Origin of the sequence: Streptococcus sp. oral taxon 431, from assembly GCF_023115445.1 — a bacterium.
GTDB lineage: Bacteria > Bacillota > Bacilli > Lactobacillales > Streptococcaceae > Streptococcus.
The window spans coordinates 74,881-99,764 of sequence record NZ_JALDUI010000001.1; the positions used below are offsets into that span (position 1 = coordinate 74,881).

A 24,884-nucleotide genomic window follows, 5' to 3' on the forward strand; every position below is an offset into this window, starting at 1 on the left:
ATTGGCTCAGGTACTAAAGGAGATATCTCGCCAGTCACCAAAATGGATATCTGATTGCCGTCTATGCTGTAAGTAATTTCTCAGTATCAAGGAAGAGAAATTTTTCCCTCTGCACTTGAAATACTGAAAAAATTGATATTTTACTGCTCTTTTAAGCAATCTAGCTTATTAGTGGATTTGACTTTTTAGATATTGATTCCTTAGCTGCTTCTTTTACCCATTTAATAATCGTTCTTCAATAACGAAGAAGTATTTAGAAATGCTTCTAGAAAGTAGAAGATCATATCGTCTAAAAGCAATTATCTTGTATTTTTTATCAGCCCTTCTTAAAGCAATGTGTCATTGCGGTCTGTAGTTTTAGTTTTAGGAATAGGATCAGTGAATGCTATTGATAATATTCTAAAGAATTGGAAAGATTAGTAAGAATTAATACTGAGAAAAATACAAGAGTGATGATAAAATAATTTTACTTTTTCATTCCTTTTTGTTATAATAGACGACAAGAAAGAATATCTTATCAGTAAATCCCAAGCGAGCCTGTGATAGTGAGAGTCAGGTGATTGAGAGATGAGTGTGGCGCTTTTGGTAAATTTTAAAAAATAATGAAGTAATAAATTAGGGTGGAACCGCGTTTCTGACGCCCCTAGGTCACTTGACTTAGGAGCAAAGACACGGTTCTTTTTGTATTCTAGGTCGCAAGAAATTATAGAAAAAGGAGTAAACAATGTCTAAGAAATTAACATTTCAAGAAATTATTTTGACTTTGCAACAATACTGGAATGATCAGGGTTGTATGCTCATGCAGGCTTATGATAATGAAAAGGGTGCGGGAACTATGAGCCCTTATACTTTCCTTCGTGCTATTGGTCCTGAGCCATGGAATGCAGCTTATGTAGAGCCATCACGTCGTCCAGCAGATGGTCGTTACGGGGAAAATCCAAACCGTCTTTACCAACACCATCAATTCCAAGTGGTTATGAAACCATCACCATCGAACATTCAAGAGCTCTATCTTGAGTCATTGGAAAAATTGGGAATCAATCCTTTGGAACATGATATTCGCTTCGTTGAAGATAACTGGGAAAACCCATCAACTGGATCAGCAGGTCTTGGTTGGGAAGTTTGGCTTGACGGTATGGAAATCACTCAATTCACTTACTTCCAACAAGTCGGTGGCTTGGCAACTGGTCCTGTTACAGCTGAGGTTACTTACGGATTGGAACGTTTGGCTTCTTACATCCAAGAAGTAGACTCAGTTTATGATATTGAGTGGGCTCCAGGTGTTAAATACGGAGAAATCTTCCTTCAACCAGAATATGAGCATTCAAAATACAGCTTCGAAGTTTCAGATCAAGACATGCTTCTTGAAAACTTCGAAAAATTTGAAAAAGAAGCTGGACGTGCATTAGAACTAGGTCTTGTGCATCCAGCCTATGACTACGTTTTGAAATGTTCACATACTTTCAACTTGCTTGATGCTCGTGGTGCTGTATCCGTTACAGAACGTGCTGGTTATATCGCTCGTATTCGTAACTTAGCCCGTGTCGTAGCTAAGACATTTGTAGCTGAACGCAAGAAACTCGGCTACCCACTTCTTGACGAAGCCACACGCGCTCAACTCCTAGCAGAAGAGGAATAATAAAAATAGTTACAAGAATAGAAAAAGGGCGAACAAAGTGAGCCCGTATGGCACCCAGAGGCAAGTCGAAGACTTGCTAAAGGGATAGACACCGCCGTACTGATATCTGGGGATTTTTGAAACTTTAGGTTCAAAAATCAGTTGGCTAAATCCACTTTGATGAGATTGTTGGAAATCTTTGTCAAGAAGATAGAAGATTTCCCCACAGACTCACAAAGTTAGTTAGCAACGTCTCCAGTACCTAAGGTGCCTATCAAAAAGAAGAAATTTTGTAAAGGAAAAAACATGGCAAAAAATTTATTAGTAGAACTAGGACTCGAAGAGTTACCAGCCTACGTTGTCACACCAAGTGAAAAACAACTAGGTGAAAAAATGGCAGCCTTCTTGGATAATAACCGCCTTTCATACGAAGGAATTCAAACTTTTTCAACTCCACGTCGTTTGGCTGTTCGCGTACTTGGCTTGGCAGACCAACAAACGGATTTGACTGAAGATTTTAAAGGACCTTCTAAAAAAATTGCTTTGGATGCAGAAGGAAACTTTTCTAAAGCAGCGCAAGGCTTTGTCCGTGGTAAAGGCTTGACGGTAGATGATATCGAATTCCGTGAAATCAAAGGTGAAGAATATGTCTACGTAACTAAGCATGAAGCTGGAAAACCAGCTGAGGAAGTTTTGACTGGAATTCCAGAAGTGTTGGCTAGTTTAAGCTTCCCAGTAAGTATGCACTGGGCAAACAATACCTTTGAATATATCCGTCCAGTCCATACGTTGACAGTTCTTTTGGATGATGTGGCACTTGATATGGATTTCCTAGATATTCACTCAGGAAGAGTTAGCCGTGGACATCGTTTCCTTGGTCACGAAGTAGAAATTCAGCATGCTGACAGCTATGAAGAAGACCTGCGCAAAGTTTATGTTATTGCTGATAGCACTGAGCGCGAAAATATGATTCGTGAGCAAATTAAGGCTATTGAAGCTGAAGAAGGTGTTCAGGTACAAATTGATGAAGGACTCTTGAATGAAGTTCTGAATTTGGTTGAATACCCAACTGCCTTCATGGGGAATTTTGACCCTAAGTACCTAGAGGTTCCAGAAGAAGTTTTGGTCACTTCAATGGAGACTCATCAACGCTACTTTGTAGTTCGTGACCTTGATGGAAATCTAAAACCAAACTTTATTTCTGTTCGTAACGGAAATGCAGAGTATTTGGATAATGTTATCCGAGGAAATGAGAAAGTCTTGGTGGCACGTCTTGAAGATGGTGAATTCTTCTGGCGTGAAGACCAAAAACTCAAGATTGAAGATCTTGTAGCTAAATTATCACACGTAACCTTCCATGAAAAGATTGGTTCACTTCGTGAGCACATGATTCGTACAGGGCAAATTGCTATCCTTTTGGCAGAAAAAGCAGGTTTATCAGTTGATGAAACTGTTGATCTTGCTCGTGCTGCAGCCATTTATAAGTTTGACCTCTTGACTGGTATAGTTGGTGAATTTGATGAGCTTCAAGGGATCATGGGTGAGAAATATGCTCTTCTCGCTGGTGAGAATGCAGCAGTAGCACAAGCTATTCGTGAACACTACCTTCCAGATTCTGCAGATGGTGCTCTTCCTGAGTCTAAAGTCGGAGCTATCCTTGCACTAGCTGATAAATTGGATACTCTCTTGTCCTTCTTCTCTGTTGGCTTGATTCCATCTGGTTCAAATGACCCTTATGCTCTTCGTCGTGCAACACAAGGGATTGTCCGTATCTTAGAAGACTTCGGCTGGAATATTCCAATGGACGAATTGATTGCTAGCCTTTATGCTTTATCATTTGATAGCCTAACTTACGATAATCAAGAAGAAGTGCTTAACTTCATCAAAGCTCGTGTTGATAAGATGATGGGTTCTACTGCAAAAGATATTAAAGAGGCTGTTCTTGCAAGTTCAAACTTTGTTGTTGCAGATATGATTGAAGCAGCAGAAGCCTTAACTGAAGTTGCAAAAACTGAAAACTACAAATCATCAGTTGAATCATTATCTCGTGCCTTCAACCTAGCGGAAAAAGCAGAAGGTTTAGTCAAAGTTGATACTAGCCTCTTTGAAAATGAACAAGAAAAAGAACTAGCTCAAGCAGTAGAAAATCTAGAATTGAAGGGCTCAGCTAACGATAAATTAACGCAACTATTTGCTCTTAGTCCAGTAATTGATGCTTTCTTTGACAATACTATGGTTATGGCAGAGGATGTTGATGTTAAGAATAATCGTCTAGCTATTCTAACTGAACTTGTGAATAAAGCGAAAACAGTCGCTGCTTTTAATCTTCTTAATACAAAATAGAAATTAAAAAGTAGATTGGAGGTCCAAATATGACACCAGAAAAAATCGCTCGTATTAATGAGCTTGCTAAAAAGAAAAAAACAGAAGGCTTGACTGCAGAAGAAAAAGTAGAACAAGCTAAACTTCGTGAGGAATATATCGAAGGCTATCGTCGTTCTGTTCGTCATCACATTGAAGGAATCAAAATCGTAGATGAAGATGGAAATGATGTGACTCCTGAGAAACTTCGTCAGGTACAACGTGAAAAAGGCTTGCATGGTCGTGGTCTTGACGATCCAAATTCATAATTTTGAGATATAGAAAACTCGGTTAGTAAAATCTAACCGAGTTTTTGTTTTAAAAAAAGGAACCTAGAGAGGTTCCTTTAGTATTAAATTTTATACTCTTCGAAAATCTCTTCAAACCACGTCAGCTTCACCTTGCCGTATATATGTTACTGACTTCGTCAGTTCTATCTACAACCTCAAAGCAGTGCTTTGAGCAACCTGCGGTTAGCTTCCTAGTTTGCTCTTTGATTTTCATTGAGTATTAGTTACTTGCACCAGAAGTAGCGTCTGCATCTCCATGGCCGCCATCAGCTGAGTCAGAAGCGCCAGAAGTAGCATCTGCGTCGCCATGACCTCCAGCAGGAGCAAACGGTCCGCTTCCTCCTACCAAGCGTTGACCAGTTTCTTTCAAGTACCAGTCAAGCCATGGTTGGAAGTTAAAGACAATTTCATTGATACCAGCATATGAACCATCAGGATAGTACATTGCTTGGTAGTTGTGAGTGTTGATAACACCAGCAGGCGAACCAGGAACAATTGTACGTACGTATTCTTGGTTACCGTTTCTAAGAGTTCCGATAACCCACTCAACATTTTTCATACGTACTGGTGGAAGTGAACCGTGAACTGTTGACATACGGCTACCAGATTGAGGTGGTACACGTTTCGCAAACATTGTTTCTGGATCTTGATGAGCGTTGTTGTAGTAGAGGAATTGGTTGTTATCGTCAGCGTATGTCAACTCAAAAGGCATAGCTTTCAAGAACATATCGATTTGGTTAACTGTAAGGATACCATGGTCAAGTTTAACGTATGTATCACCAGATACAGCTCCTGTGATTTCAGCGACTTTTTCTACCCAGTTTGGATCATCAGGGTCAACTTCTGTAATAGTTGTAGCGATTGGTTTTCCACAATCCAAGTCCTCTGGTTCAATTGGTTTTGGTTTTTTCAATTTAGAAACGACTCCTACGTATTTGACAAAGTTATCTAAGCAAGTTTCAAGGAATTTAACAGTTCCTTCGTTGATAATATTTCCGTTAGCATCAAAAGCTTCTTTAGCTTTTCCAAGAAGGAATTCATTCCCTGGAAGAGTGTAGGCATTTACTCCTGGTGCATCAAGAATTTTACGAAGGTGAACTTGCGCACGAGAAGTTCCTTGGTCGTAGTAAGAAGCACCCACGATCATCACTGGTTTGTTTTCGAATGGATGTACTTCATATGAAAGCCATTCAAGAACTGACTTGAGTGAAGCAGAAATGGTATGGTTGTGCTCAGGAGTAGCAATAATCACACCATCAGCACGAGTAATTTTATTGTAAAGAAGGCGCAATTGGAAGCTTTCGTCCCATTTTTCGTCTTGGTTAAACATTGGAACTTCATCGATTTCAAGAACTTCTAATTCAAATTTCAGTTTGAAGTTACGACGGATGAATTCCAAGAGTTTGCGGTTATATGATTGGTCGTAGTTTGATCCAACAAGTCCAACAAATTTCATTCTTTCGATCTCCTATCTTACAAATTTTCCCAGTCAAATTCTTCTGCATCTTTACGAAGAAGTTCTTGTGCATTACGCAATTTTTCAGTAATCTTGACAAAGATACGGAAGTCATCAAAGATGGCATCTAATTTATTAATAACATCAAGATCTACCAAGTCACCATTCTTATCAAATGCTTGAAGAGAATGAGAAAGCAAGAATTCATCAGGTAGAACTGTTGCTTTAATCTCTGGCGCATTCAAAATTTGACGAAGTTGCAATTGAGCACGTGAAGAACCAAGAGTACCATATGAAGCACCAGTAATCATGACTGGTTTATTCAAAAGTGGGAATACTCCGTAAGAAATCCAAGCAAGGGCGCTCATAAGTACAGCTGGAATTGAGTGGTCATATTCTGGAGTACCGATAATAACACCATCAGCTGCTTCGATTTTAGCTACGATTTCCATAGCCTCAGCCGGGATTTGTTTGTCGGCTGGTTTGTTGAAAACTGGAAGATCTTTAATTTCGACCAATTCGATTTCTGCTTTATCAGCAAAGTGTTTTTGCATATATTGAAGCAGTTGGCGGTTTGTGGAACGTTTAGAGTTAGTTCCTACAATAGCAATAAGTTTAAGCATGGGCTTTCCTTTCTCTTTTGCATTATTAATTAATTACCGTTGGATACCAGATGAACAAGCGATGCGTCCATCTTTGTCAATGAGGATGGCTTCGATACCATCAATATTTTCGACTTGCCACATGATTGATGCGCTACGTTGGCCAAACAATCGTGTAGTCCATATCTCACCATCAACTGAGCGGTCAGATATAATCGTTAAACTAGCCAAATCCGTTTCAATAGGATAGCCCGTTTCACTATCGAAAATGTGATGATAATCCTTTCCATCGATTTCAAGATGCCGTTCATAAATTCCAGAAGTAACAACGGATTTTCCAGTAATAGATAAGGTCATCAGGTGATTACCACGTGGATGATTAGGGTCTTGAATACCAATTTGCCAAGGTTGTCCATTTCTGGCTTGGTTATTGCCAATGGTAAGGATATTTCCCCCAAGATTGATAAGAGCAGAAGTGACACCATTTTCTTTTAAGAAAGTAGCAACCTTATCTGCGCTATAGCCCTTCGCTAAACAACCTAAATCAATTTTCATCCCTTTTTTTTCTAAAAAAACAGTAGAATCAATTGAATCAAGCTTGATAAAACGGGGCTCTATCAATGGTAAAACGGAAGAAATTTCTTCAGGACTAGCAACTTTCGCATCGGAAAAACCAATACGCCAGGTTTGAACCAAGGGACCGATACCGATATTGAGATGACTTCCAGGCGCTAGACTATGGTCTAAACCTAAGGAAATCAGTTCAAACAAATCAGGGTGGACCTTAACTGGGGCAATTCCCGCCTGATAGTTAATTTCCATCAATTCCGATTCGGTGCTATTCGCATTAAATCGAAATTCAAGTTCCTTGAGCAAATTAAAAGCTTGACGGAGAAGATTATCCGCTTGTTCATGTACCAAGGAAATAGTAATCGTAGTTCCCATTAACCGTTCAGATAATGAACTGAAAGGCAAAAAATCAACTCCCTTCAAATCAATTGGAAATAGTTGTAAATCCAGATATGAAAGCAATCTGAAGATTTATATTTCATTTCCATATAAATAGAATATCATAAAGTTAGCGTTTTCACAAATTGTTTTTTACAAAAAGTCAAGAAATATGCTCAAACAAACTAAATTTCCTTAAAATAAAATTTGAAAGCGCTGAAAATAAATTAATATATGTTGTCGATATTTCCAAAAATAAAGGAAAATAAGTAAAAAACTTGTAAACGCTCACAGAAAATGATATACTAGGAAGGTAAATAAAAAATTTAAAGGTAGGAATTATCTTATGAGTAAAATCGTAGTCGTGGGCGCTAACCACGCTGGAACTGCTTGTATCAACACTATGTTGGACAACTTTGGAAACGAAAACGAGATCGTTGTATTTGACCAAAACTCAAATATTTCATTCCTTGGATGTGGAATGGCTCTTTGGATCGGTGAGCAAATCGACGGTCCTGAAGGCTTGTTCTACTCTGATAAAGAAACGCTTGAAGCTAAAGGTGCGAAAATTTACATGAACTCACCTGTACTTTCAATCGACTACGATAACAAAGTTGTTACTGCAGAAGTTGAAGGAAAAGAACACAAAGAATCATACGAAAAATTGATCTTTGCAACTGGTTCTACACCAATCTTGCCACCAATTGAAGGTGTTGAAATTGTTAAAGGTAACCGTGAGTTCAAAGCTACTCTTGAAAATGTACAATTCGTTAAATTGTATCAAAACGCTGAAGAAGTTATCAACAAACTTGCAGATAAGAGCCAAAATCTTAACCGTATCGCTGTTGTTGGTGGTGGATACATTGGTGTTGAGCTTGCTGAAGCATTCGAACGTCTTGGAAAAGAAGTTGTTCTTGTTGATATCGTAGATACAGTCTTGAACGGATACTACGACAAAGACTTCACTCAATTGATGGCTAAAAACTTGGAAGACCACAACATCCGCTTGGCACTTGGTCAAACTGTAAAAGCTATCGAAGGTGATGGTAAAGTTGAACGCTTGATCACTGACAAAGAAAGCTTTGACGTTGATATGGTTATCCTTGCAGTTGGTTTCCGTCCTAACACAGCTCTTGCTGATGGTAAGATTGAACTCTTCCGCAACGGTGCTTTCCTTGTTAACAAAAAACAAGAAACATCTATCCCAGGTGTATTTGCTGTGGGTGACTGTGCGACTGTTTATGATAACGCTCGTAAAGACACTAGCTACATCGCTCTTGCATCAAACGCAGTTCGTACTGGTATCGTAGGTGCTTACAACGCTTGTGGACATGAACTTGAAGGAATCGGTGTTCAAGGATCAAACGGTATCTCTATCTACGGTCTTCACATGGTTTCAACTGGTTTGACTCTTGAAAAAGCAAAAGCTGCAGGCTACAATGCAACTGAAACTGGCTTCAACGATCTTCAAAAACCAGAATTTATGAAACATGACAACCATGAAGTAGCTATCAAGATTGTCTTCGACAAAGATAGCCGTGAAATCCTTGGTGCTCAAATGGTATCACGTGATCCTGGAATCGCTATGGGAATCCACATGTTCTCACTTGCTATCCAAGAACACGTTACAATTGAAAAATTGGCCTTGACAGACCTATTCTTCTTGCCACACTTCAATAAACCATACAACTACATCACTATGGCAGCATTGACAGCTGAAAAATAATGATTTGTGAAACGGAAGATTTAATTCTTCCGTTTTTATCATCAAAAAAATGAGAGTGGGACAGAAATCGGTAATTCGTTAGAATTCGATTTCGTCGTCCCACCTCCGCACAGTTGAGTAGGGTTGTAAAAGCTGATAAAATCAGCGAAGTAGAGCCCACTCAACCACTGCGTCTTGTTCGACAATCCAAAGACAATTGAGAGGCTAGGACTTTTGTCCCAGCCTCATTTTTGATATCTAGATGTTATGAAGTTTCTTCTTTTACAAAGGTGAAGCCTTCTCCAAGAATTTCGTGAGCTTCAGTGATGGTGATAAAGGCTTTAGGATCAATCGTATGAATCAATTCTTTCATCTTAATCATTTCATTTCTTGCTACGATACAGTAGATAATTTTTAAATCTTTTTGACTGTAGTAACCTTGTCCAGATATGAAGGTGACACCTCGACTTAACTCTTCATTGATTTTATCTGCCACTTCCATAGGCTTTTGAGTGATAATCATAAAACCTTTTCCAGCATATCCGCCTTCACCAATCAAGTCAATAACTCTTGAAACGATGAAGTCAAATAGAAGTGTATAAGTAACGAGACGAAGGTCTTGGAAGATAATTAAAATGAGCATTAAGATGAGGAAGTCTAGTGCAAAGAGTAATTTCCCTACGGAGATATTGGTGTACTTGTTCAGGATTCGAGCAACGATATCTGTCCCTCCAGTGGTACCACCAGCATTGAAGATAATACCTAGACCAAGTCCTAAAAGAACACCCGCAACTAAAGCAACGATGACCAGATCTCCTTCAAGATTAAAGCTGAGAGGAATCTTTTCAAAGATTGCTAACCAAATGGATAAGGAAATGGTTCCGAGTAGGCTGCTGTACAGGGTCTTCGCACCAAATATTTTCCAGGCTAGAATGAATAATGGGATATTGATGATGAGGTTCATCACGGAGATAGGGATGTTAAAGAGATAATAGGTAATCAAGGTGATTCCTGTTGCTCCCCCCTCGAATAAGTGGTGGGGCACAACAAAATACGTGAGTCCGAAGGCATAAATGGCAGCTCCGAATATAATAGTTAAAATAGATTTGATATGCCGTAGCATTGAACACACCTCCCATTTTTATTTGAGTCTATAGCAGTAACAGCCCACCAGTATACAAGACTTTATTTGATTTTCATGGACTGAATCTTTTCAGGGTCTGGTGTGACACGGAGGGTCTTTTGCCCAGTATAGGTGACAAAACCAGGTTTTCCACCAGTTGGTTTGTTGAGTTTTTTAACTTCAATCATATCTACCTGAACGAGATTTGAGAGACGCCCCTTAGAGAAGTAGGCTGCAAGTTCTGCAGCGTCTGTTTTAACCTCATCAGTCGGATTGAGATTGCCTGAGATAACAACATGACTTCCAGGGATGTCCTTAGCGTGGAACCAGAGTTCTTCTTTACGGGCCATTTTAAAGGTCAATTCCTCGTTTTGTAGGTTATTGCGCCCCACGTAGATGATCGTTTTTCCATCACTAGCTAGATACTGCTCTGGTTTTTGTCGTTTCTGGATTTTCTCGCGTTGTCTTCTGCGGATAAATCCTGTTTGAATTAATTCTTCACGAATCTCAGCAATTTCATCTAGTCCAGCCTGGTTGAGAACTGTCTCCACGCTTTCTAGGTAAAGAATAGTAGCCTTGGTTTCTTCGATTAGTTCAGTCAAGTATTTTACAGCTTCTTTTAACTTCTGATATCGTTTAAAGTATTTTTGAGCATTTTGGTTTGGTGTTAAAGCTTTATCAAGTGCAATCGTGATAGGTTGATTGGTGTAGTAGTTTTCCAAAATTACTTGATCTTGGTCATTAGGAACTTGATGGAGGAAAGTGGTTAGTAACTCACCTTTTTGACGAAATTCTTCTGCATTTTCGGTAGCCAGAAGTTCTTTTTCTTGTTTCTTTAGTTTTTGACGATTCTTTTGTAGTTCGTTTTCGACGCGACGTATGAGTTCGCTAGCCTGCTGTTTCACTCGGTCACGTTCGGCTTTATCCTTATAATAGATATCAAGTAATTGTGAAAGACTGTCAAAATTCTCTGCTGTTTTGCTAGAAAAAGGCACACAAGAAAAGAATTTATCTGTTAGGCAAGGGTTGGTTTCTTGTCCAAAGAAGTTCCGGAAAGTGGCTAGTTTATCATTAAGCAGTTGTCTTTCTAACTCGGTTGCTGTATCTCTTCCCAAACCTTGAAAGAGGTTTTGAAGATTTTTAGCAGTTAACTCTTGGGTTTGTAGAATCTCAAAGAGTTTTTCGTCCTTGATGGTAAAAGGATTGAGAGCTTCTGTACTTGGAGGAGCGATATAAGTAGCACCTGGTAATAAGGTACGGTAGCTATTTTGAGAGAAACCGATATGCTTGATAACTTCAAGAATTTTGTGACTAGACTTATCTACAAGGAGAATATTGCTATGTTTGCCCATAATCTCGATAATAAGCGTGGCCTGGATATGGTCCCCAATCTCGTTTTTATTGGAAACCGTGATTTCCACGATACGGTCGTTTTCGATTTGCTCGATAGATTCAATAACTGCTCCTTGAAGGTACTTTCTTAATACCATAATAAAAGTAGATGGCTGAGCAGGATTCTCAAAGGTTGCCTCTGTTAATTGGATGCGTCCAAAAACTGGATGGGCAGACAGGAGCAAACGATGACTTTTACGATTGCTACGGATTTGCAAGACCAGTTCTTGTTCAAAGGGTTGATTAATCTTTTGGATGCGACCATTTAGTAGTTCAGATCGCAATTCCTCAACCATGTGGTGTAAAAAAAATCCATCAAATGACATGGTTCTCTCCTCGGAAATGTATTCCATAGTATTATATCAAAAAGGTAGAATAAAATCATAGAAATGTGATATAATAAAGCCAAGTAAAGAGAATCGAGAAGCACATGTATATTGAAATGGTAGATGAAACTGGACAAGTTTCAAAAGAAATTTTAGAACAAACACAGGAAATTTTAGAATTTGCTGCAAAAAAAATTGGAAAAGAAGACAAGGAAATGGCGGTCACATTTGTGACCAACGAACGAAGCCATGAACTCAATCTAGAGTTTCGTGATACCGATCGTCCAACAGATGTTATCAGTCTTGAATATAAGCCGGAGTTAGAGATTGCCTTTGATGAGGAAGATCTGGAAAATGATCCCGACTTGGCAGATATGATGTCAGAATTTGATGCCTATATTGGGGAACTGTTCATCTCTATTGATAAGGCACATGAGCAGGCTGAGGAGTACGGTCATAGTTTTGAGCGTGAGATGGGCTTCTTGGCAGTGCACGGCTTTTTACACATTAACGGCTATGATCACTACACTCCCGAAGAAGAAGCGGAGATGTTCGGTTTACAAGAAGAAATTTTGACAGCCTATGGACTCACAAGACAATAAACGAAAATGGAAAAATCGTGACCTAATCTCCAGTTTAGAATTTGCCATTACAGGAATTTTTACTGCGATTAAGGAAGAACGTAACATGAGAAAGCATGCAGCGACAGCTCTTGTAGTTGTTCTTGCAGGTTTTGTTTTTCAGGTGTCACGAATCGAATGGTTATTTCTACTTATGAGCATTTTCATGGTGGTAGCTTTTGAGATTATTAATTCAGCTATTGAAAATGTAGTAGATTTGGCTAGTCACTATCACTTTTCTATGTTGGCAAAGAAAGCTAAGGACATGGCAGCAGGTGCCGTGCTTGTAGTCTCAATTTTTGCCGCTTTGACAGGTGCGCTTATCTTTCTCCCACGGATTTGGGACATATTATTTTAAACAGTAAGAGGAAATTATGACATTTAAATCAGGCTTTGTAGCCATTTTAGGACGTCCAAATGTAGGGAAGTCAACTTTTTTAAATCACGTTATGGGGCAAAAGATTGCCATCATGAGTGATAAGGCGCAGACAACGCGCAATAAAATCATGGGTATTTACACCACTGATAAGGAACAAATCGTCTTTATTGATACTCCAGGAATTCACAAACCCAAAACAGCTCTTGGCGATTTCATGGTTGAGTCTGCCTACAGTACCCTTCGTGAAGTGGATACAGTTCTATTTATGGTGCCTGCAGATGAGGCGCGTGGTAAGGGCGATGACATGATTATCGAGCGTCTTAAGGCTGCTAAGGTTCCAGTGATTTTGGTGGTCAATAAGATTGATAAGGTTCATCCTGACCAGCTATTGTCTCAAATTGATGATTTCCGTAATCAGATGGATTTCAAGGAAATTGTTCCTATTTCAGCCCTTCAGGGGAATAATGTCTCACGTTTAGTCGATATTCTCAGTGAAAATCTTGAGGAAGGTTTCCAATATTTCCCAGCCGATCAAATTACAGACCACCCAGAGCGATTCTTGGTATCCGAAATGATTCGTGAGAAAGTATTGCACCTTACTCGTGAAGAAATCCCACACTCAGTTGCAGTAGTAGTAGATTCGATGAAACGAGATGAGGAAACTGATAAAGTTCATATTCGAGCAACCATCATGGTCGAACGTGATAGCCAAAAAGGGATTATCATCGGTAAAGGTGGTGCCATGCTTAAGAAAATTGGGACCATGGCCCGTCGTGATATCGAACTCATGCTAGGGGACAAGGTCTTCCTAGAGACTTGGGTCAAGGTTAAGAAAAACTGGCGAGATAAAAAGCTAGATTTGGCTGACTTTGGTTATAACGAAAAAGAATATTAAGAAGAGGTGGGCACTAGCCTGCTTCTTGTTTTTAGAGAAGGAGGAGCTATGCCTGAATTACCTGAGGTCGAGACAGTTCGACGAGGTCTTGAAAAATTGATTCTAGGGAAGAAGATTGCTAGTCTTGACATTCGCTATCCCAAGATGATTAAGACGGATTTGGACGAGTTTCGAAAGGAAGTGCCAGGTCAAGAGATTCAATCGATGGGGCGCCGTGGAAAATATTTGCTTTTCTATCTAACAGACAAGGTTTTAATTTCCCATCTACGGATGGAAGGGAAGTATTTTTACTATCCAGACCAGGTTCCTGAACGTAAGCATGCCCATGTTTTCTTCCAGTTCGAAGACGGTGGCACTTTAGTTTATGAAGATGTACGCAAGTTTGGAACTATGGAATTGCTTGTTCCTGAACTCTTAGATGCTTACTTTGTATCTAAAAAACTTGGACCAGAACCTACTGAAGAGGATTTTGATTTAGAGATTTTTATAGGTGCCTTGAAGAAATCTAAAAAACCTATCAAATCGCATCTTCTCGATCAGACTTTGGTTGCTGGATTGGGGAATATCTACGTGGATGAAGTTCTCTGGAGAGCGAAAGTTCATCCAGCTAGTCCTTCTCAGAGTTTGACAAGAGCTGAAGCGACAGCTATTCATGAACAGACTATTGAAGTATTGGGTCAGGCGGTTGAAAAGGGTGGTTCAACAATTCGCACCTATACCAATGCTTTTGGCGAGGATGGGACCATGCAAGACTTTCATCAGGTCTATGATAAGACTGGAGAGGCATGTTCTCGCTGTGGAGCCATCATCGAAAAAATTCAACTCGGTGGTCGTGGAACCCATTTTTGTCCAAAATGTCAAAGGAGAAAGTGATGGGAAAAATAATCGGAATCACTGGTGGTATTGCGTCAGGTAAGTCCACTGTCACAAATTTTCTAAGACAAAAAGGGTTTGAAGTGGTAGATGCGGATGCTCTTGTTCACCAACTTCAAAAACCTGATGGTCGCCTTTATCAGATTTTAGTAGAGCATTTCGGTGAAAAAGTCCTTCTAGAAGATGGGGAACTGAATCGTCCATTACTCGCCAGTCTGATTTTTTCTAACTCTGAGGAGAGAGAATGGTCTAAAGAAACTCAAGGACAAATCATCCGTGAAGAATTGAGGGTTTTGAAAGATAAGTTCAATGAAACAGAAGAACTATTTTTTATGGATATTCCATTGCTTTTTGAACAGGACTATGCTTCATGGTTCGATGAAACTTGGCTAGTTTATGTAAGGCGAGATACCCAGCTGGATCGCTTAATGAACCGTGATCAGTTATCCAAAGAGTCAGCTGAAACTCGTTTAGCTTCACAGTGGCCTTTAGAAGAAAAGAAGAAATTTGCTACTTATATATTAGACAATAACGGCAGTCGAGAGCAGCTTTTGAGTCAAGTAGTGACCTTACTTGAAGGAGGCGATGCCCATGCAAGAGATTAGTTGGAAGGATAATCTTCGTATTGTTTGGTTTGGTTGTTTTTTAACAGGAGCTAGCATTTCTCTCGTTGTTCCTTTCATGCCTATTTTTGTCGAACAGTTAGGAATTGAAGGAGATCAAGTTGCCTTTTATTCAGGTTTAGCTATATCAGTCTCAGCCATTTCTGCAGCCTTTGTATCACCAATTTGGGGTATCTTAGCAGACAAGTATGGTCGAAAACCCATGATGATTCGTGCAGGGCTAGCCATGACTATTACTATGGGAGGTCTGGCCTTTGTTCCAAATGTTTTCTGGCTCTTGTTCTTAAGGTTTCTTAATGGAGTTTTTACAGGATTTGTACCCAATGCGACAGCTTTAATTGCTAGTCAAGTCCCCAAAGATAGGTCAGGATACGCTCTAGGGACTTTATCAACTGGTGTTGTCGCTGGAACTTTGACTGGTCCCTTTGTCGGTGGTTTCATTGCCGAAATTTTTGGCATTCGGAATGTCTTTTTATTGGTTGGTAGTTTCCTGTTCTTGGCAGCTATCTTAACCATTCTTTTTATCAAAGAAAACTTTCAACCAGTGCCAAAAGAAAAAGCACTCCCTACAAGAGAGCTCTTTACTTCTGTTAAATATCCTTTTCTCCTGATAAATTTATTTCTAACTAGCTTTGTGATTCAATTTGCTGCCCAATCTATTGGTCCCATCCTTGCCCTGTATGTACGAGACCTTGGACAGAAAGAGAATCTTCTCTTTGTCTCTGGTTTGATTGTATCCAGCATGGGATTTTCAAGTATGATGAGTGCAGGTATCATGGGTAAATTAGGTGATAAAGTGGGCAATCATCGACTCCTTGTCGTAGCTCAGGTATATTCAGTTTTCATATATCTATTATGTGCAAATGCGACTAGCCCATTCCAATTAGGCTTCTATCGTTTTCTATTTGGTCTGGGGACAGGAGCTCTGATCCCTGGTGTCAATGCTCTCCTAAGCAAAATGACTCCTAAAGTTGGCATTTCAAGGGTATTTGCCTTTAATCAAGTCTTCTTTTATCTAGGAGGAGTGATAGGTCCCTTAGCAGGATCAGTAGTAGCGGGACAATTTGGCTATCACTCAGTATTTTATGCAACAGCTCTTTGTGTAGCTCTCAGTTGTTTATTTAATCTTATCCAATTTAGAACATTATTAAAAGTGAAGGAAATCTAGTGCGAGTAAAAATCAATCTCAAATGCTCCTCTTGTGGCAGCATCAATTATCTAACCAGTAAGAACTCCAAAACCCATCCAGACAAGATTGAGGTCTTAAAGTATTGTCCTAAAGAAAGAAAAGTGACTCTACATCTTGAATCTAAGTAGAAATTATGGTAGAATAATAGGGATTTTAAGGAGTTTGATATGTATAACCTATTATTAACCATTCTATTAGTATTATCTGTTGTGATTGTGATTGCAATTTTTATGCAACCAACTAAAAACCAATCTAGCAATGTATTTGATGCCAGTGCAGGTGATTTGTTTGAACGTAGCAAAGCGCGCGGTTTTGAAGCTGTGATGCAACGTTTGACAGGAATTTTAGTCTTTTTCTGGCTAGCCATTGCCTTAGCATTGACGGTATTATCAAGTAGATAAGAAAATAATGGGCGGGACTGGATCTTTGCCTATTTTTATTTTTATACTCTTCAAAAATCAAATTCAAACCACGTCAGCGTCGGCTTGTCGTACTCAAGTACTGCCTTCGCCTAGCTTTCTAGTTTGCTCTTTGATTTTTATTGAGTATTAAATGATGTTTGAGAAGGTTTTACACCAAAAAGAAAATATTATAAATCTAGAAAGTAAACATGAAAGATAAAATAAAAGAATATTTACAAGAAAAGGGGAGTGTCACAGTTAATGACTTGGCCAGTGCTCTCGGGAAGGATGGTTCAAAGGACTTCCGTGAGTTAATCAAAACTCTTTCCTTGATGGAACGTAAGCACCAGATTCGCTTTGAAGAAGATGGTAGTTTAACCCTAGAACAGAAGAAAAAACATGAGATTACCCTAAAAGGAATTTTCCATGCCCATAAAAATGGGTTCGGTTTTGTAAGTCTTGAAGGCGAAGAAGACGATCTTTTTGTTGGAAAAAGTGATGTTAATTATGCCATTGATGGTGATACTGTTGAAGTTGTCATCAAGAAAGTTGCTGACCGTAACAAAGGAACTGCTGCAGAAGCAAAGATTATCGACATCCTAGAGCACAGTTTAACAACAGTTGTTGGGCAAATTATTCTTGATGAAGAGAAACCAAAGTATGCGGGTTATATCCGTTCTAAAAATCAAAAGATTAGTCAACCGATTTATGTGAAAAAGCCATCTCTCAAACTAGAAGGGACAGAAGTTCTCAAGGTCTTTATCGATAAATACCCAAGTAAGAAACACGACTTCTTTGTGGCGAGTGTTTTAGATGTTGTGGGACATTCAACGGATGCAGGAATTGACGTTCTTGAGGTCTTGGAATCAATGGACATTGTCTCAGAATTTCCAGAGGCTGTTATTAAAGAAGCAGAAAGTGTACCTGATGCTCCATCCCAAAAAGACATGGAAGGCCGTCTGGACCTGAGAGATGAAATTACATTTACCATAGATGGAGCAGATGCTAAGGACTTGGACGACGCAGTTCACATCAAGCACTTGAAGAATGGAAATTTTGAACTAGGAGTTCATATCGCGGATGTTTCATACTATGTAACAGAGGGTTCTGCCCTTGACAAGGAAGCCCTCAATCGAGCGACCTCTGTCTATGTGACAGACCGAGTAGTTCCAATGCTACCAGAACGCCTTTCAAATGGCATCTGTTCTCTTAATCCTCAAGTGGACCGCTTGACTCAATCTGCTATTATGGAGATTGACAAAAATGGTCGGGTTCGTAATTACACCATTACGCAGACAGTTATCAAGACAAGTTTCCGTATGACTTATAGTGATGTGAATGATATCCTAGAAGGTGATGAAGAGAAGAGACAAGAGTATAAGAAAATTGTTCCTAGCATCGAACTCATGGCCAAGCTCCATGAAATTCTTGAAGGTATGCGGATTAAGCGTGGAGCTCTTAATTTTGATACCAATGAAGCTAAAATCTTGGTTGACAAGCAAGGGAAACCAGTAGATATTGTTCTTCGTCATCGCGGTACTGCAGAACGTATGATTGAGTCCTTTATGCTGATTGCCAATGAAACAGTTGCTGAGCATTTTAGCAAGTTGGAACTTCCTTTTATTTATCGAATTCACGAGGAGCCTAAAGCTGAGAAAGTTCAGAAATTTATTGATTATGCTTCAAGTTTTGGCTTGAGAATTTATGGGACTGCTAGTGAGATTAGTCAGGAAGCTCTTCAAGACATCATGCGTGCTGTTGAAGGTGAGCCTTATGCGGATGTTCTCTCTATGATGCTTCTGCGTTCTATGCAACAGGCTCGTTATTCTGAGCATAATCACGGTCATTATGGACTAGCTGCGGACTATTACACTCACTTTACCAGTCCGATTCGCCGTTATCCGGACCTCCTTGTTCATCGTATGATTCGTGACTATGGACGTTCTAAGGAAGTAGCGGAGCATTTTGAACAAGTAATTCCTGAGATTGCGACCCAGTCTTCAAATCGTGAGCGCAGAGCTATTGAGGCAGAGCGTGAAGTTGAAGCCATGAAAAAAGCTGAATACATGGAAGAGTTTGTGGGTGAAGAGTATGATGCAGTCGTTTCAAGTATCGTCAAGTTTGGTCTTTTTGTTGAATTGCCAAATACAGTCGAAGGCTTGATTCACATTACTAATTTACCTGAGTTCTATCATTTTAACGAACGTGATTTGACTCTTCGTGGGGAGAAATCAGGGACAACCTTCCGTGTGGGACAACAGATACGCATTCGTGTCGAAAGAGCCGATAAGATGACAGGGGAGATTGATTTCTCCTTTATTCCAAGCGAATTTGATGTGATTGAGAAAGGTTTGAAAGACTCTGGCCGCAAGGATAGAGGTAGTCGTTCGGATAAGAAAGAAGACAAGAGAAAAGCTGGTCGCTCAAGTGATAAGCGCAAGCATTCATCAAAAGACAAGAAGAAAAAGAGCAAGAAACCTTTTTATAAGGAAGTAGCAAAGAAAGGAGCTAAGCATGGCAAAGGGCGAGGGAAAGGTCGTCGCACAAAATAAGAAAGCAAGCCACGATTATACAATTGTTGATACCATTGAAGCAGGAATGGTCCTCACTGGTACAGAAATCAAAAGTGTTCGAGCAGCCCGCATCAATCTGAAAGATGGGTTTGCTCAGGTTAAGAATGGGGAAGTTTGGCTGAGCAATGTCCATATCGCTCCTTATGAGGAGGGCAACATCTGGAACCAGGAGCCAGAACGTCGTCGTAAACTTCTCCTTCATAAAAAACAAATCCAGAAATTGGAGCAAGAAACCAAAGGGACAGGGATGACTCTGGTTCCACTTAAAGTCTACATCAAAGACGGCTATGCCAAGCTTCTTTTAGGACTTGCTAAAGGAAAACATGACTACGATAAACGTGAGTCGATTAAACGTCGTGAGCAAGACCGAGACATTGCGCGTGTTATGAAAGCAGTTAACCATCGATAGAAAGAGTGAAGTAAATGGAAAAACTAGTTGCCTATAAACGCATGCCTGTCTGGAATAAAGACACCATGCCAGAAGCTGTTCAAAGAAAACACAATACTAAGGTCGGAACCTGGGGCAAGATTACCGTATTAAAAGGGGCTCTTAAGTTTATTGAATTGACTGAGGAGGGGGAAGTTATAGCTGAGCACCTCTTTGAAGCAGGTGCCGATAATCCTATGGCGCAACCTCAAGCTTGGCACAGAGTGGAAGCTGCCACAGATGATGTAGAATGGTATCTGGAATTTTATTGTAAACCAGAGGATTATTTCCCAAAGAAATACAATAGCAATCCAGTTCATTCGGAGGTTTTAGAAGCTATGCAGACGGTGAAGCCATGTAAGGCACTTGACCTAGGATGTGGTCAAGGAAGAAACGCCCTCTTTCTCGCTCAACATGGATTTGATGTCACAGCTGTAGATCAAAATGAGCTATCCCTTGAAATGTTGCAAAGTATCGTAGAGCAAGAAGATTTAGAAATGCCTGTAGGTCTCTACGATATCAATTCAGCTAGCATTGGACAAACTTATGATTTTATCGTATCAACGGTTGTGCTCATGTTTTTACAAGCAGAACGTATTCCTGCTATTATCCAAAACATGCAAGAACAAACCTCAATTGGAGGTTACAATTTGATAGTGTGTGCTATGGATACAGAAGATTATCCATGTTCAGTGAACTTCCCATTCACCTTTAAAGAAGGGGAATTGGCAAATTACTACCAGGACTGGGAGTTAGTGAAGTACAATGAAAATCCTGGTCATTTGCACCGTCGTGACGAAAATGGCAATCGTATCCAACTACGATTTGCGACCATGTTGGCTAAAAAGGTAAAATAAGCTAATAAAACGAATAGAGGATAGAAAAATCTTCTATTCGTTTTTTCATATAAAGACTTGAGGGCCAATCAACTGAATTATGCTATACTAGATGTGTAGAAAATGCTTAAGACAATCTCTTAACCCATATTTCTATGAAGTTTATAATAAGAAATTTTAAATTTTCCATACAACTAGCAAATTTTTAATAGGGAGGTAGCGCCATGCCTAGTCTTTTAGTCGAACTTTTTGATCATCACACTATCGAGAAAAATGTTTATCAGACTTTTATTTGTGATTGTGATGAGGTTTTATTTCTCTCCCTGAAAAAAATTACAGAAGATGAAAGATTGGCCTTGAAACATTTTTTGTTGGATCAAGTTTCCCATGTAAAGCAAGTGCATTTTAGGCAAATAAGTCTAGATAAGATTACGGATGATTTGAATCTTTTCTTGACTAACTATGATTCAGTGACCTTAGATGTTTTTGGAGGAGATTCGATATTAGCTATTTTTCTGTATCAGTATGGTTTGGAAAAGCAATTACCGATTATTGCAATAGATATTGAGCAAGGAAAACAATTTAAATGGAAAATGGGTAAAGTGGAGAAGGAAGAGTTAGTGATTCCTAACCTAACCATTGAACAGTTGATGGCCTTACGGGGTGGTAAACTACTAAAGTCCAAGCAACCTTTCCATACACCTAAACAGATTGCTGCTATCAAAAAACTGGCAAATTTTGCCCTTACAAATCCTGAAGAGTGGTTAAAAGTAACACAATTTTTTGCTTCGGCAAGGACAAGTAATCTTCATTCTGAAACAGGAAAAGAGCTAGAGAATAATGGGAAACGTTATTCTTACCCTAAATCTATCATTTCCCTATTAACAGATGCTGACTTGCTCCATATTGAGGAGGAAACTTCTAAACAGGTTAGTTATACTTTTTCTACCCCCGAGGCCCAACTGCTTTGTCGGAGCAAAGGCCATATTTTAGAACTCTATCTTTACCTTCTAGCGCTAGAGTCAGAGTATTTTGATGAATGTATGATTGGGGCTGAAATTGATTGGAATGGTATTTTCCCTGAGGCTGATAATGTACAAAATGAGATTGATGTTGTCCTTCGTAAAGGTAGGTCCATTGTTTTTATTTCCTGTAAAATGACAGACTTATCAGTAGAGGCTATAAATGAATTAGAACTTTATGCCACCCATTTTGCCGGGGAAAGTTGTCTAAAACTAATTGTTTGTTCTGGGAAAATAAATCCAGTATACATCAATCGTTGCTATGAATACGGAGTCTTGGTCATAAAAAATGATCAGATTTCTAACATCATTCCGATGTTGGAAAAGAAACTTAAAAGAAAAAGCAGATAAAAAAACTCTCTCTTAAGTCGTTAAATAATCTATGAAAAGGCTGTTTTTCTCAGCCTTTTTCTTATCCTTTTCGAATAAAGTAGAAAAGGAGGTTTTATGTTTTTAGCTAGAGATAAAAACGGGCGCCTAGTCAATGCCTTGGAGGATGAACTAGTCAAACAAGCTTATTATTGTCCAGCTTGTGGAACAAGTGTTCGCTTGAGGAAAGGAAAAAACGTGCGAAGGCATTTTGCCCATGAAAGTCTCAAACAATGTGATTTTTTCCATGAAAATGAAGGACCAGAGCATCTGGAAAACAAGAAAAGATTGTTTTATTGGGCTAAGGAGAATGATGAAGTTGAGATGGAATATCCCATACCTGAACTGAAGCAAATCGCAGATATCTTTATCAATAAGCAACTAGCTCTAGAAATTCAGTGCAGTCCCATTTCTTGTGAACTTTTAAGGGAGAGAAGCAATGGTTATCGAAGTCTCGGGATTCAAGTTTTGTGGTTACTTGGAGAAAAACTATGGCTAGGAGAGCGTCTAACTAAACTTCAGAGAGGTTTTCTTTATTTCAGTAATAATATGGGTTTTTATCTTTGGGAGTTAGACCATAAAAGACAAGTTTTGAGACTTAAGTACCTACTACACCAAGATTTGAAAGGGAAACTCCATTATCAAGTCAAGGAATTTTCTTATGACAAAGGAAATCTTCTAGAAATATTACGGACTCCTTATCAGCAACAAAATCTTATCACTTTTTCGGTTGAACAAGATAAGAACATTTGCCATTACATTCAAAAACAACTCTACTATCAAACTCCTTATTGGATGAAGCAACAAGCCAAGGCATACTTGAAAGGGGAGAACCTTTTGAATCTGAAGAATCAGGACTGGTATCCTCAAGTAAGGCCGATAGAAAATGATTCTTTTTGTCAAATTAAACAGGATATTAGTGATTATTATCGAAACTTTCGAATTTATTATCAAAAAAATCCTCAAACAGAGTTACAAAAGCTCTATCCACCTGCCTTTTATCAGCAATATTTCTTAAAAAATATGGTAAAATAGAAAGGATGGAGGAATCTTATGGTATTACAACGAAATGAAATAAATGAAAAAGACAAATGGGATCTATCAACGATCTTTGCTACTGATCAGGCTTGGGAAGATGCCCTCAACCAACTGTCAGAGGAAGTGGAAACAGTTGACCAATATGTAGGTCATCTTTTAGACAGCGCTCAGAGCTTGCTTGAAATCACTGAACGTTCTCTAGAGTTAGAACGCCAGTTGGAGAAGCTTTATGTCTATGCGCATATGAAAAATGACCAAGACACGCGCGAAGCTAAGTATCAAGAATACTATGCTAAGGCTATGACGCTTTATAGCCAGCTTGATCAGGCACTTTCTTTCTACGAGCCAGAGTTTATGGAGATTACTGAGGAACAAATGACTGCTTTCTTGGCTGCTGAACCTAAACTTGAGCTCTATAAACACTTTTTTGATCAGCTCTTACAAAAGAAAGATCATGTTCTTTCACAGCGTGAAGAAGAATTGCTTGCAGGAGCCAGTGAAATCTTTGGGTCGGCAAGTGAAACCTTTGCTATCCTAGACAATGCTGACCTTACTTTCCCTTACGTTTTGGATGACGAAGACAATGAAGTGCAACTCTCTCACGGAACTTACATACGTTTGATGGAATCAAAAAATCGTGAGGTACGTCGTTGTGCCTATGAAGCACTTTATGCAACTTACGAGCAGTTCCAACACACCTATGCTAAGACATTGCAGACCAATGTTAAAGTTCAAAACTACCGTGCTAAAGTGCGCAATTATGAGAGTGCTCGTCAGGCTGCTCTTGCGGCTAACTTTGTACCAGAAAGTGTCTATGACAATTTAGTGTCAGCAGTTCGCAAACACTTGCCACTCTTGCATCGTTATCTTGCACTACGTTCAAAAATCTTGGGTATTCCAGACCTCAAGATGTACGATGTCTATACACCACTTTCTTCAGTAGACTACAGCTTTACTTATGAGGAGGCCTTGAAGAAGGCAGAAGAAGCTTTGGCAGTTCTTGGTGAGGATTACTTGAGCCGAGTTAAACGTGCCTTCAACGAACGTTGGATTGATGTTTATGAAAACCAAGGCAAGCGTTCAGGTGCATACTCTGGTGGTTCCTACGATACAAATGCCTTCATGCTTCTTAACTGGCAGGACAACCTAGATAATCTCTTTACTCTTGTCCATGAAACTGGTCACAGTATGCACTCTAGCTATACACGTGAAAACCAGTCATATGTTTATGGAGACTATTCGATTTTCTTAGCAGAAATTGCTTCAACAACTAATGAGAATATCCTAACAGAAAAACTGTTAGAAGAAGTTCAAGATGATGCAACTCGCTTTGCAATCTTAAATAACTTCCTAGATGGCTTCCGTGGTACAGTCTTCCGTCAAACTCAGTTTGCTGAATTTGAGCATGCCATCCACCAAGCTGACCAAAATGGTGAAGTCTTGACCAGTGAATTCTTAAATGAGCTTTATGCCGACTTGAATGAAGCCTACTATGGTTTGAGTAAAGAAGACAATCCTGAAATTCAATATGAATGGGCTCGTATTCCACATTTCTACTACAACTACTATGTGTATCAATATTCAACAGGCTTTGCAGCAGCTTCAGCCTTGGCTGAAAAGATTGTACATGGTAGCCAAGAAGATCGTGATCGCTATATCGATTACCTCAAAGCAGGGAAGTCAGACTATCCACTTAATGTCATGAGAAAAGCAGGCGTTGATATGGAGAAGGAAGACTACCTCAACGATGCCTTTGCTGTCTTTGAACGTCGTTTAGATGAGTTTGAAGCTCTTGTTGAAAAATTAGGATTGGCATAA

Annotated in this window: 23 protein-coding genes; 18 read left to right on the forward strand and 5 right to left on the reverse strand. The window is 39.3% G+C overall.

Going from position 1 to position 24,884, the window contains the following annotated elements:
- Window positions 1–724 precede the first annotated feature (724 nt).
- From glyQ to M1R56_RS00395, 3 genes are all read left to right on the forward strand, one after another.
- Window positions 725–1,639, forward strand: coding sequence for a glycine--tRNA ligase subunit alpha (gene glyQ, locus M1R56_RS00385; protein WP_000038761.1), 915 nt, complete (start codon window positions 725–727; stop codon window positions 1,637–1,639).
- 285 nt (window positions 1,640–1,924) lie between these two features.
- A complete protein-coding gene (gene glyS / locus M1R56_RS00390; RefSeq protein WP_248034165.1) occupies window positions 1,925–3,961 on the forward strand; it encodes a glycine--tRNA ligase subunit beta in 2,037 nt (678 codons plus the stop codon).
- A 29-nt stretch (window positions 3,962–3,990) separates the two neighbouring features.
- A complete protein-coding gene (locus M1R56_RS00395) occupies window positions 3,991–4,248 on the forward strand; it encodes a DUF896 family protein (RefSeq protein WP_248034169.1) in 258 nt (85 codons plus the stop codon).
- 241 nt (window positions 4,249–4,489) lie between these two features.
- Here M1R56_RS00395 and M1R56_RS00400 read toward each other — a convergent pair whose 3' ends face one another.
- Genes M1R56_RS00400 through M1R56_RS00410 form a run of 3 tightly spaced genes read right to left on the reverse strand, consistent with a single transcriptional unit; the run spans window position 4,490 to window position 7,272 of the window.
- On the reverse strand, window positions 4,490–5,725 hold the full coding sequence (locus tag M1R56_RS00400; RefSeq protein WP_248034171.1) for an NAD(P)H-dependent oxidoreductase: 1,236 nt from the start codon (window positions 5,723–5,725) through the stop codon (window positions 4,490–4,492).
- A 17-nt stretch (window positions 5,726–5,742) separates the two neighbouring features.
- The gene (locus M1R56_RS00405) at window positions 5,743–6,348 is read right to left on the reverse strand and encodes an NADPH-dependent FMN reductase (protein WP_248034173.1); all 606 of its coding nucleotides are present in this window, start codon (window positions 6,346–6,348) and stop codon (window positions 5,743–5,745) included.
- Window positions 6,349–6,381: 33 nt separating this feature from the next.
- Window positions 6,382–7,272 carry an FAD:protein FMN transferase gene (locus M1R56_RS00410; protein WP_282434651.1) on the reverse strand — a complete coding sequence of 297 codons (891 nt, stop codon included), beginning with the start codon at window positions 7,270–7,272 and terminating at the stop codon, window positions 6,382–6,384.
- Window positions 7,273–7,621: 349 nt separating this feature from the next.
- On the opposite strand from M1R56_RS00410, the gene M1R56_RS00415 reads away from it, so the two are divergent.
- On the forward strand, window positions 7,622–9,001 hold the full coding sequence (locus M1R56_RS00415) for an FAD-dependent oxidoreductase (protein ID WP_248034176.1): 1,380 nt from the start codon (window positions 7,622–7,624) through the stop codon (window positions 8,999–9,001).
- 244 nt (window positions 9,002–9,245) lie between these two features.
- Here the strand turns inward: M1R56_RS00415 and M1R56_RS00420 are convergent, their stop codons facing one another.
- The gene (locus tag M1R56_RS00420) at window positions 9,246–10,103 is read right to left on the reverse strand and encodes a YitT family protein (protein WP_075231659.1); all 858 of its coding nucleotides are present in this window, start codon (window positions 10,101–10,103) and stop codon (window positions 9,246–9,248) included.
- Window positions 10,104–10,165: 62 nt separating this feature from the next.
- Window positions 10,166–11,821, reverse strand: coding sequence for an NFACT RNA binding domain-containing protein (locus M1R56_RS00425; protein ID WP_248034178.1), 1,656 nt, complete (start codon window positions 11,819–11,821; stop codon window positions 10,166–10,168).
- Window positions 11,822–11,925: 104 nt separating this feature from the next.
- Here M1R56_RS00425 and ybeY point away from each other — a divergent pair, with 104 nt between their 5' ends.
- From ybeY to pepF, 14 genes are all read left to right on the forward strand, one after another.
- Entirely contained in the window at window positions 11,926–12,423 is a 498-nt protein-coding gene (ybeY, locus tag M1R56_RS00430) for an rRNA maturation RNase YbeY (RefSeq protein WP_000275150.1), read from the forward strand.
- Window positions 12,404–12,799 (forward strand): diacylglycerol kinase, encoded by a 396-nt coding sequence (locus M1R56_RS00435; protein ID WP_248034180.1) that lies wholly within the window; start codon window positions 12,404–12,406, stop codon window positions 12,797–12,799. Before ybeY ends, M1R56_RS00435 begins: the two co-directional genes overlap by 20 nt.
- A 16-nt stretch (window positions 12,800–12,815) precedes the next feature.
- The gene (era, locus tag M1R56_RS00440) at window positions 12,816–13,715 is read left to right on the forward strand and encodes a GTPase Era (RefSeq protein ID WP_248034181.1); all 900 of its coding nucleotides are present in this window, start codon (window positions 12,816–12,818) and stop codon (window positions 13,713–13,715) included.
- Window positions 13,716–13,763: 48 nt separating this feature from the next.
- On the forward strand, window positions 13,764–14,588 hold the full coding sequence (mutM, locus tag M1R56_RS00445; protein ID WP_248034182.1) for a DNA-formamidopyrimidine glycosylase: 825 nt from the start codon (window positions 13,764–13,766) through the stop codon (window positions 14,586–14,588).
- Window positions 14,588–15,193 (forward strand): dephospho-CoA kinase, encoded by a 606-nt coding sequence (gene coaE, locus M1R56_RS00450; RefSeq protein ID WP_248034183.1) that lies wholly within the window; start codon window positions 14,588–14,590, stop codon window positions 15,191–15,193. Before mutM ends, coaE begins: the two co-directional genes overlap by 1 nt.
- Window positions 15,180–16,379: a multidrug efflux MFS transporter gene (locus tag M1R56_RS00455; protein WP_248034184.1), complete on the forward strand. Its 1,200-nt coding sequence runs from the start codon at window positions 15,180–15,182 to the stop codon at window positions 16,377–16,379. The genes coaE and M1R56_RS00455 overlap by 14 nt, the downstream gene beginning before the upstream one ends.
- Window positions 16,379–16,528: a 50S ribosomal protein L33 gene (gene rpmG / locus M1R56_RS00460; RefSeq protein WP_001809104.1), complete on the forward strand. Its 150-nt coding sequence runs from the start codon at window positions 16,379–16,381 to the stop codon at window positions 16,526–16,528. The genes M1R56_RS00455 and rpmG overlap by 1 nt, the downstream gene beginning before the upstream one ends.
- Window positions 16,529–16,567: 39 nt before the next feature.
- Window positions 16,568–16,801 (forward strand): preprotein translocase subunit SecG, encoded by a 234-nt coding sequence (gene secG / locus M1R56_RS00465; RefSeq protein ID WP_000282514.1) that lies wholly within the window; start codon window positions 16,568–16,570, stop codon window positions 16,799–16,801.
- A 209-nt stretch (window positions 16,802–17,010) separates the two neighbouring features.
- The gene (gene rnr, locus M1R56_RS00470; RefSeq protein WP_248034185.1) at window positions 17,011–19,353 is read left to right on the forward strand and encodes a ribonuclease R; all 2,343 of its coding nucleotides are present in this window, start codon (window positions 17,011–17,013) and stop codon (window positions 19,351–19,353) included.
- Entirely contained in the window at window positions 19,316–19,783 is a 468-nt protein-coding gene (gene smpB, locus M1R56_RS00475; RefSeq protein ID WP_153224728.1) for an SsrA-binding protein SmpB, read from the forward strand. The genes rnr and smpB overlap by 38 nt, the downstream gene beginning before the upstream one ends.
- A gap of 14 nt (window positions 19,784–19,797) precedes the next feature.
- Window positions 19,798–20,658 carry an SAM-dependent methyltransferase TehB gene (gene tehB / locus M1R56_RS00480; protein ID WP_248034186.1) on the forward strand — a complete coding sequence of 287 codons (861 nt, stop codon included), beginning with the start codon at window positions 19,798–19,800 and terminating at the stop codon, window positions 20,656–20,658.
- Window positions 20,659–20,861: 203 nt separating this feature from the next.
- Window positions 20,862–22,010 carry a hypothetical protein gene (locus M1R56_RS00485; RefSeq protein ID WP_248034187.1) on the forward strand — a complete coding sequence of 383 codons (1,149 nt, stop codon included), beginning with the start codon at window positions 20,862–20,864 and terminating at the stop codon, window positions 22,008–22,010.
- Window positions 22,011–22,106: 96 nt separating this feature from the next.
- Window positions 22,107–23,063: a competence protein CoiA family protein gene (locus M1R56_RS00490; protein WP_248034188.1), complete on the forward strand. Its 957-nt coding sequence runs from the start codon at window positions 22,107–22,109 to the stop codon at window positions 23,061–23,063.
- 18 nt (window positions 23,064–23,081) lie between these two features.
- Window positions 23,082–24,884: an oligoendopeptidase F gene (gene pepF / locus M1R56_RS00495; RefSeq protein ID WP_248034189.1), complete on the forward strand. Its 1,803-nt coding sequence runs from the start codon at window positions 23,082–23,084 to the stop codon at window positions 24,882–24,884.

What these genes read in the sequence shown, in the direction of transcription:
- glyQ (WP_000038761.1), top strand. Translation starts at nt 725, where the DNA reads ATGTCTAAGAAATTAACATTTCAAGAAATTATTTTGACTTTGCAACAA.
- glyS (WP_248034165.1), top strand. Translation starts at nt 1,925, where the DNA reads ATGGCAAAAAATTTATTAGTAGAACTAGGACTCGAAGAGTTACCAGCC.
- M1R56_RS00395 (WP_248034169.1), top strand. Translation starts at nt 3,991, where the DNA reads ATGACACCAGAAAAAATCGCTCGTATTAATGAGCTTGCTAAAAAGAAA.
- M1R56_RS00400 (WP_248034171.1), bottom strand. Translation starts at nt 5,725, where the DNA reads ATGAAATTTGTTGGACTTGTTGGATCAAACTACGACCAATCATATAAC.
- M1R56_RS00405 (WP_248034173.1), bottom strand. Translation starts at nt 6,348, where the DNA reads ATGCTTAAACTTATTGCTATTGTAGGAACTAACTCTAAACGTTCCACA.
- M1R56_RS00410 (WP_282434651.1), bottom strand. Translation starts at nt 7,272, where the DNA reads ATGGGAACTACGATTACTATTTCCTTGGTACATGAACAAGCGGATAAT.
- M1R56_RS00415 (WP_248034176.1), top strand. Translation starts at nt 7,622, where the DNA reads ATGAGTAAAATCGTAGTCGTGGGCGCTAACCACGCTGGAACTGCTTGT.
- M1R56_RS00420 (WP_075231659.1), bottom strand. Translation starts at nt 10,103, where the DNA reads ATGCTACGGCATATCAAATCTATTTTAACTATTATATTCGGAGCTGCC.
- M1R56_RS00425 (WP_248034178.1), bottom strand. Translation starts at nt 11,821, where the DNA reads ATGTCATTTGATGGATTTTTTTTACACCACATGGTTGAGGAATTGCGA.
- ybeY (WP_000275150.1), top strand. Translation starts at nt 11,926, where the DNA reads ATGTATATTGAAATGGTAGATGAAACTGGACAAGTTTCAAAAGAAATT.
- M1R56_RS00435 (WP_248034180.1), top strand. Translation starts at nt 12,404, where the DNA reads ATGGACTCACAAGACAATAAACGAAAATGGAAAAATCGTGACCTAATC.
- era (WP_248034181.1), top strand. Translation starts at nt 12,816, where the DNA reads ATGACATTTAAATCAGGCTTTGTAGCCATTTTAGGACGTCCAAATGTA.
- mutM (WP_248034182.1), top strand. Translation starts at nt 13,764, where the DNA reads ATGCCTGAATTACCTGAGGTCGAGACAGTTCGACGAGGTCTTGAAAAA.
- coaE (WP_248034183.1), top strand. Translation starts at nt 14,588, where the DNA reads ATGGGAAAAATAATCGGAATCACTGGTGGTATTGCGTCAGGTAAGTCC.
- M1R56_RS00455 (WP_248034184.1), top strand. Translation starts at nt 15,180, where the DNA reads ATGCAAGAGATTAGTTGGAAGGATAATCTTCGTATTGTTTGGTTTGGT.
- secG (WP_000282514.1), top strand. Translation starts at nt 16,568, where the DNA reads ATGTATAACCTATTATTAACCATTCTATTAGTATTATCTGTTGTGATT.
- rnr (WP_248034185.1), top strand. Translation starts at nt 17,011, where the DNA reads ATGAAAGATAAAATAAAAGAATATTTACAAGAAAAGGGGAGTGTCACA.
- smpB (WP_153224728.1), top strand. Translation starts at nt 19,316, where the DNA reads ATGGCAAAGGGCGAGGGAAAGGTCGTCGCACAAAATAAGAAAGCAAGC.
- tehB (WP_248034186.1), top strand. Translation starts at nt 19,798, where the DNA reads ATGGAAAAACTAGTTGCCTATAAACGCATGCCTGTCTGGAATAAAGAC.
- M1R56_RS00485 (WP_248034187.1), top strand. Translation starts at nt 20,862, where the DNA reads ATGCCTAGTCTTTTAGTCGAACTTTTTGATCATCACACTATCGAGAAA.
- M1R56_RS00490 (WP_248034188.1), top strand. Translation starts at nt 22,107, where the DNA reads ATGTTTTTAGCTAGAGATAAAAACGGGCGCCTAGTCAATGCCTTGGAG.
- pepF (WP_248034189.1), top strand. Translation starts at nt 23,082, where the DNA reads ATGGTATTACAACGAAATGAAATAAATGAAAAAGACAAATGGGATCTA.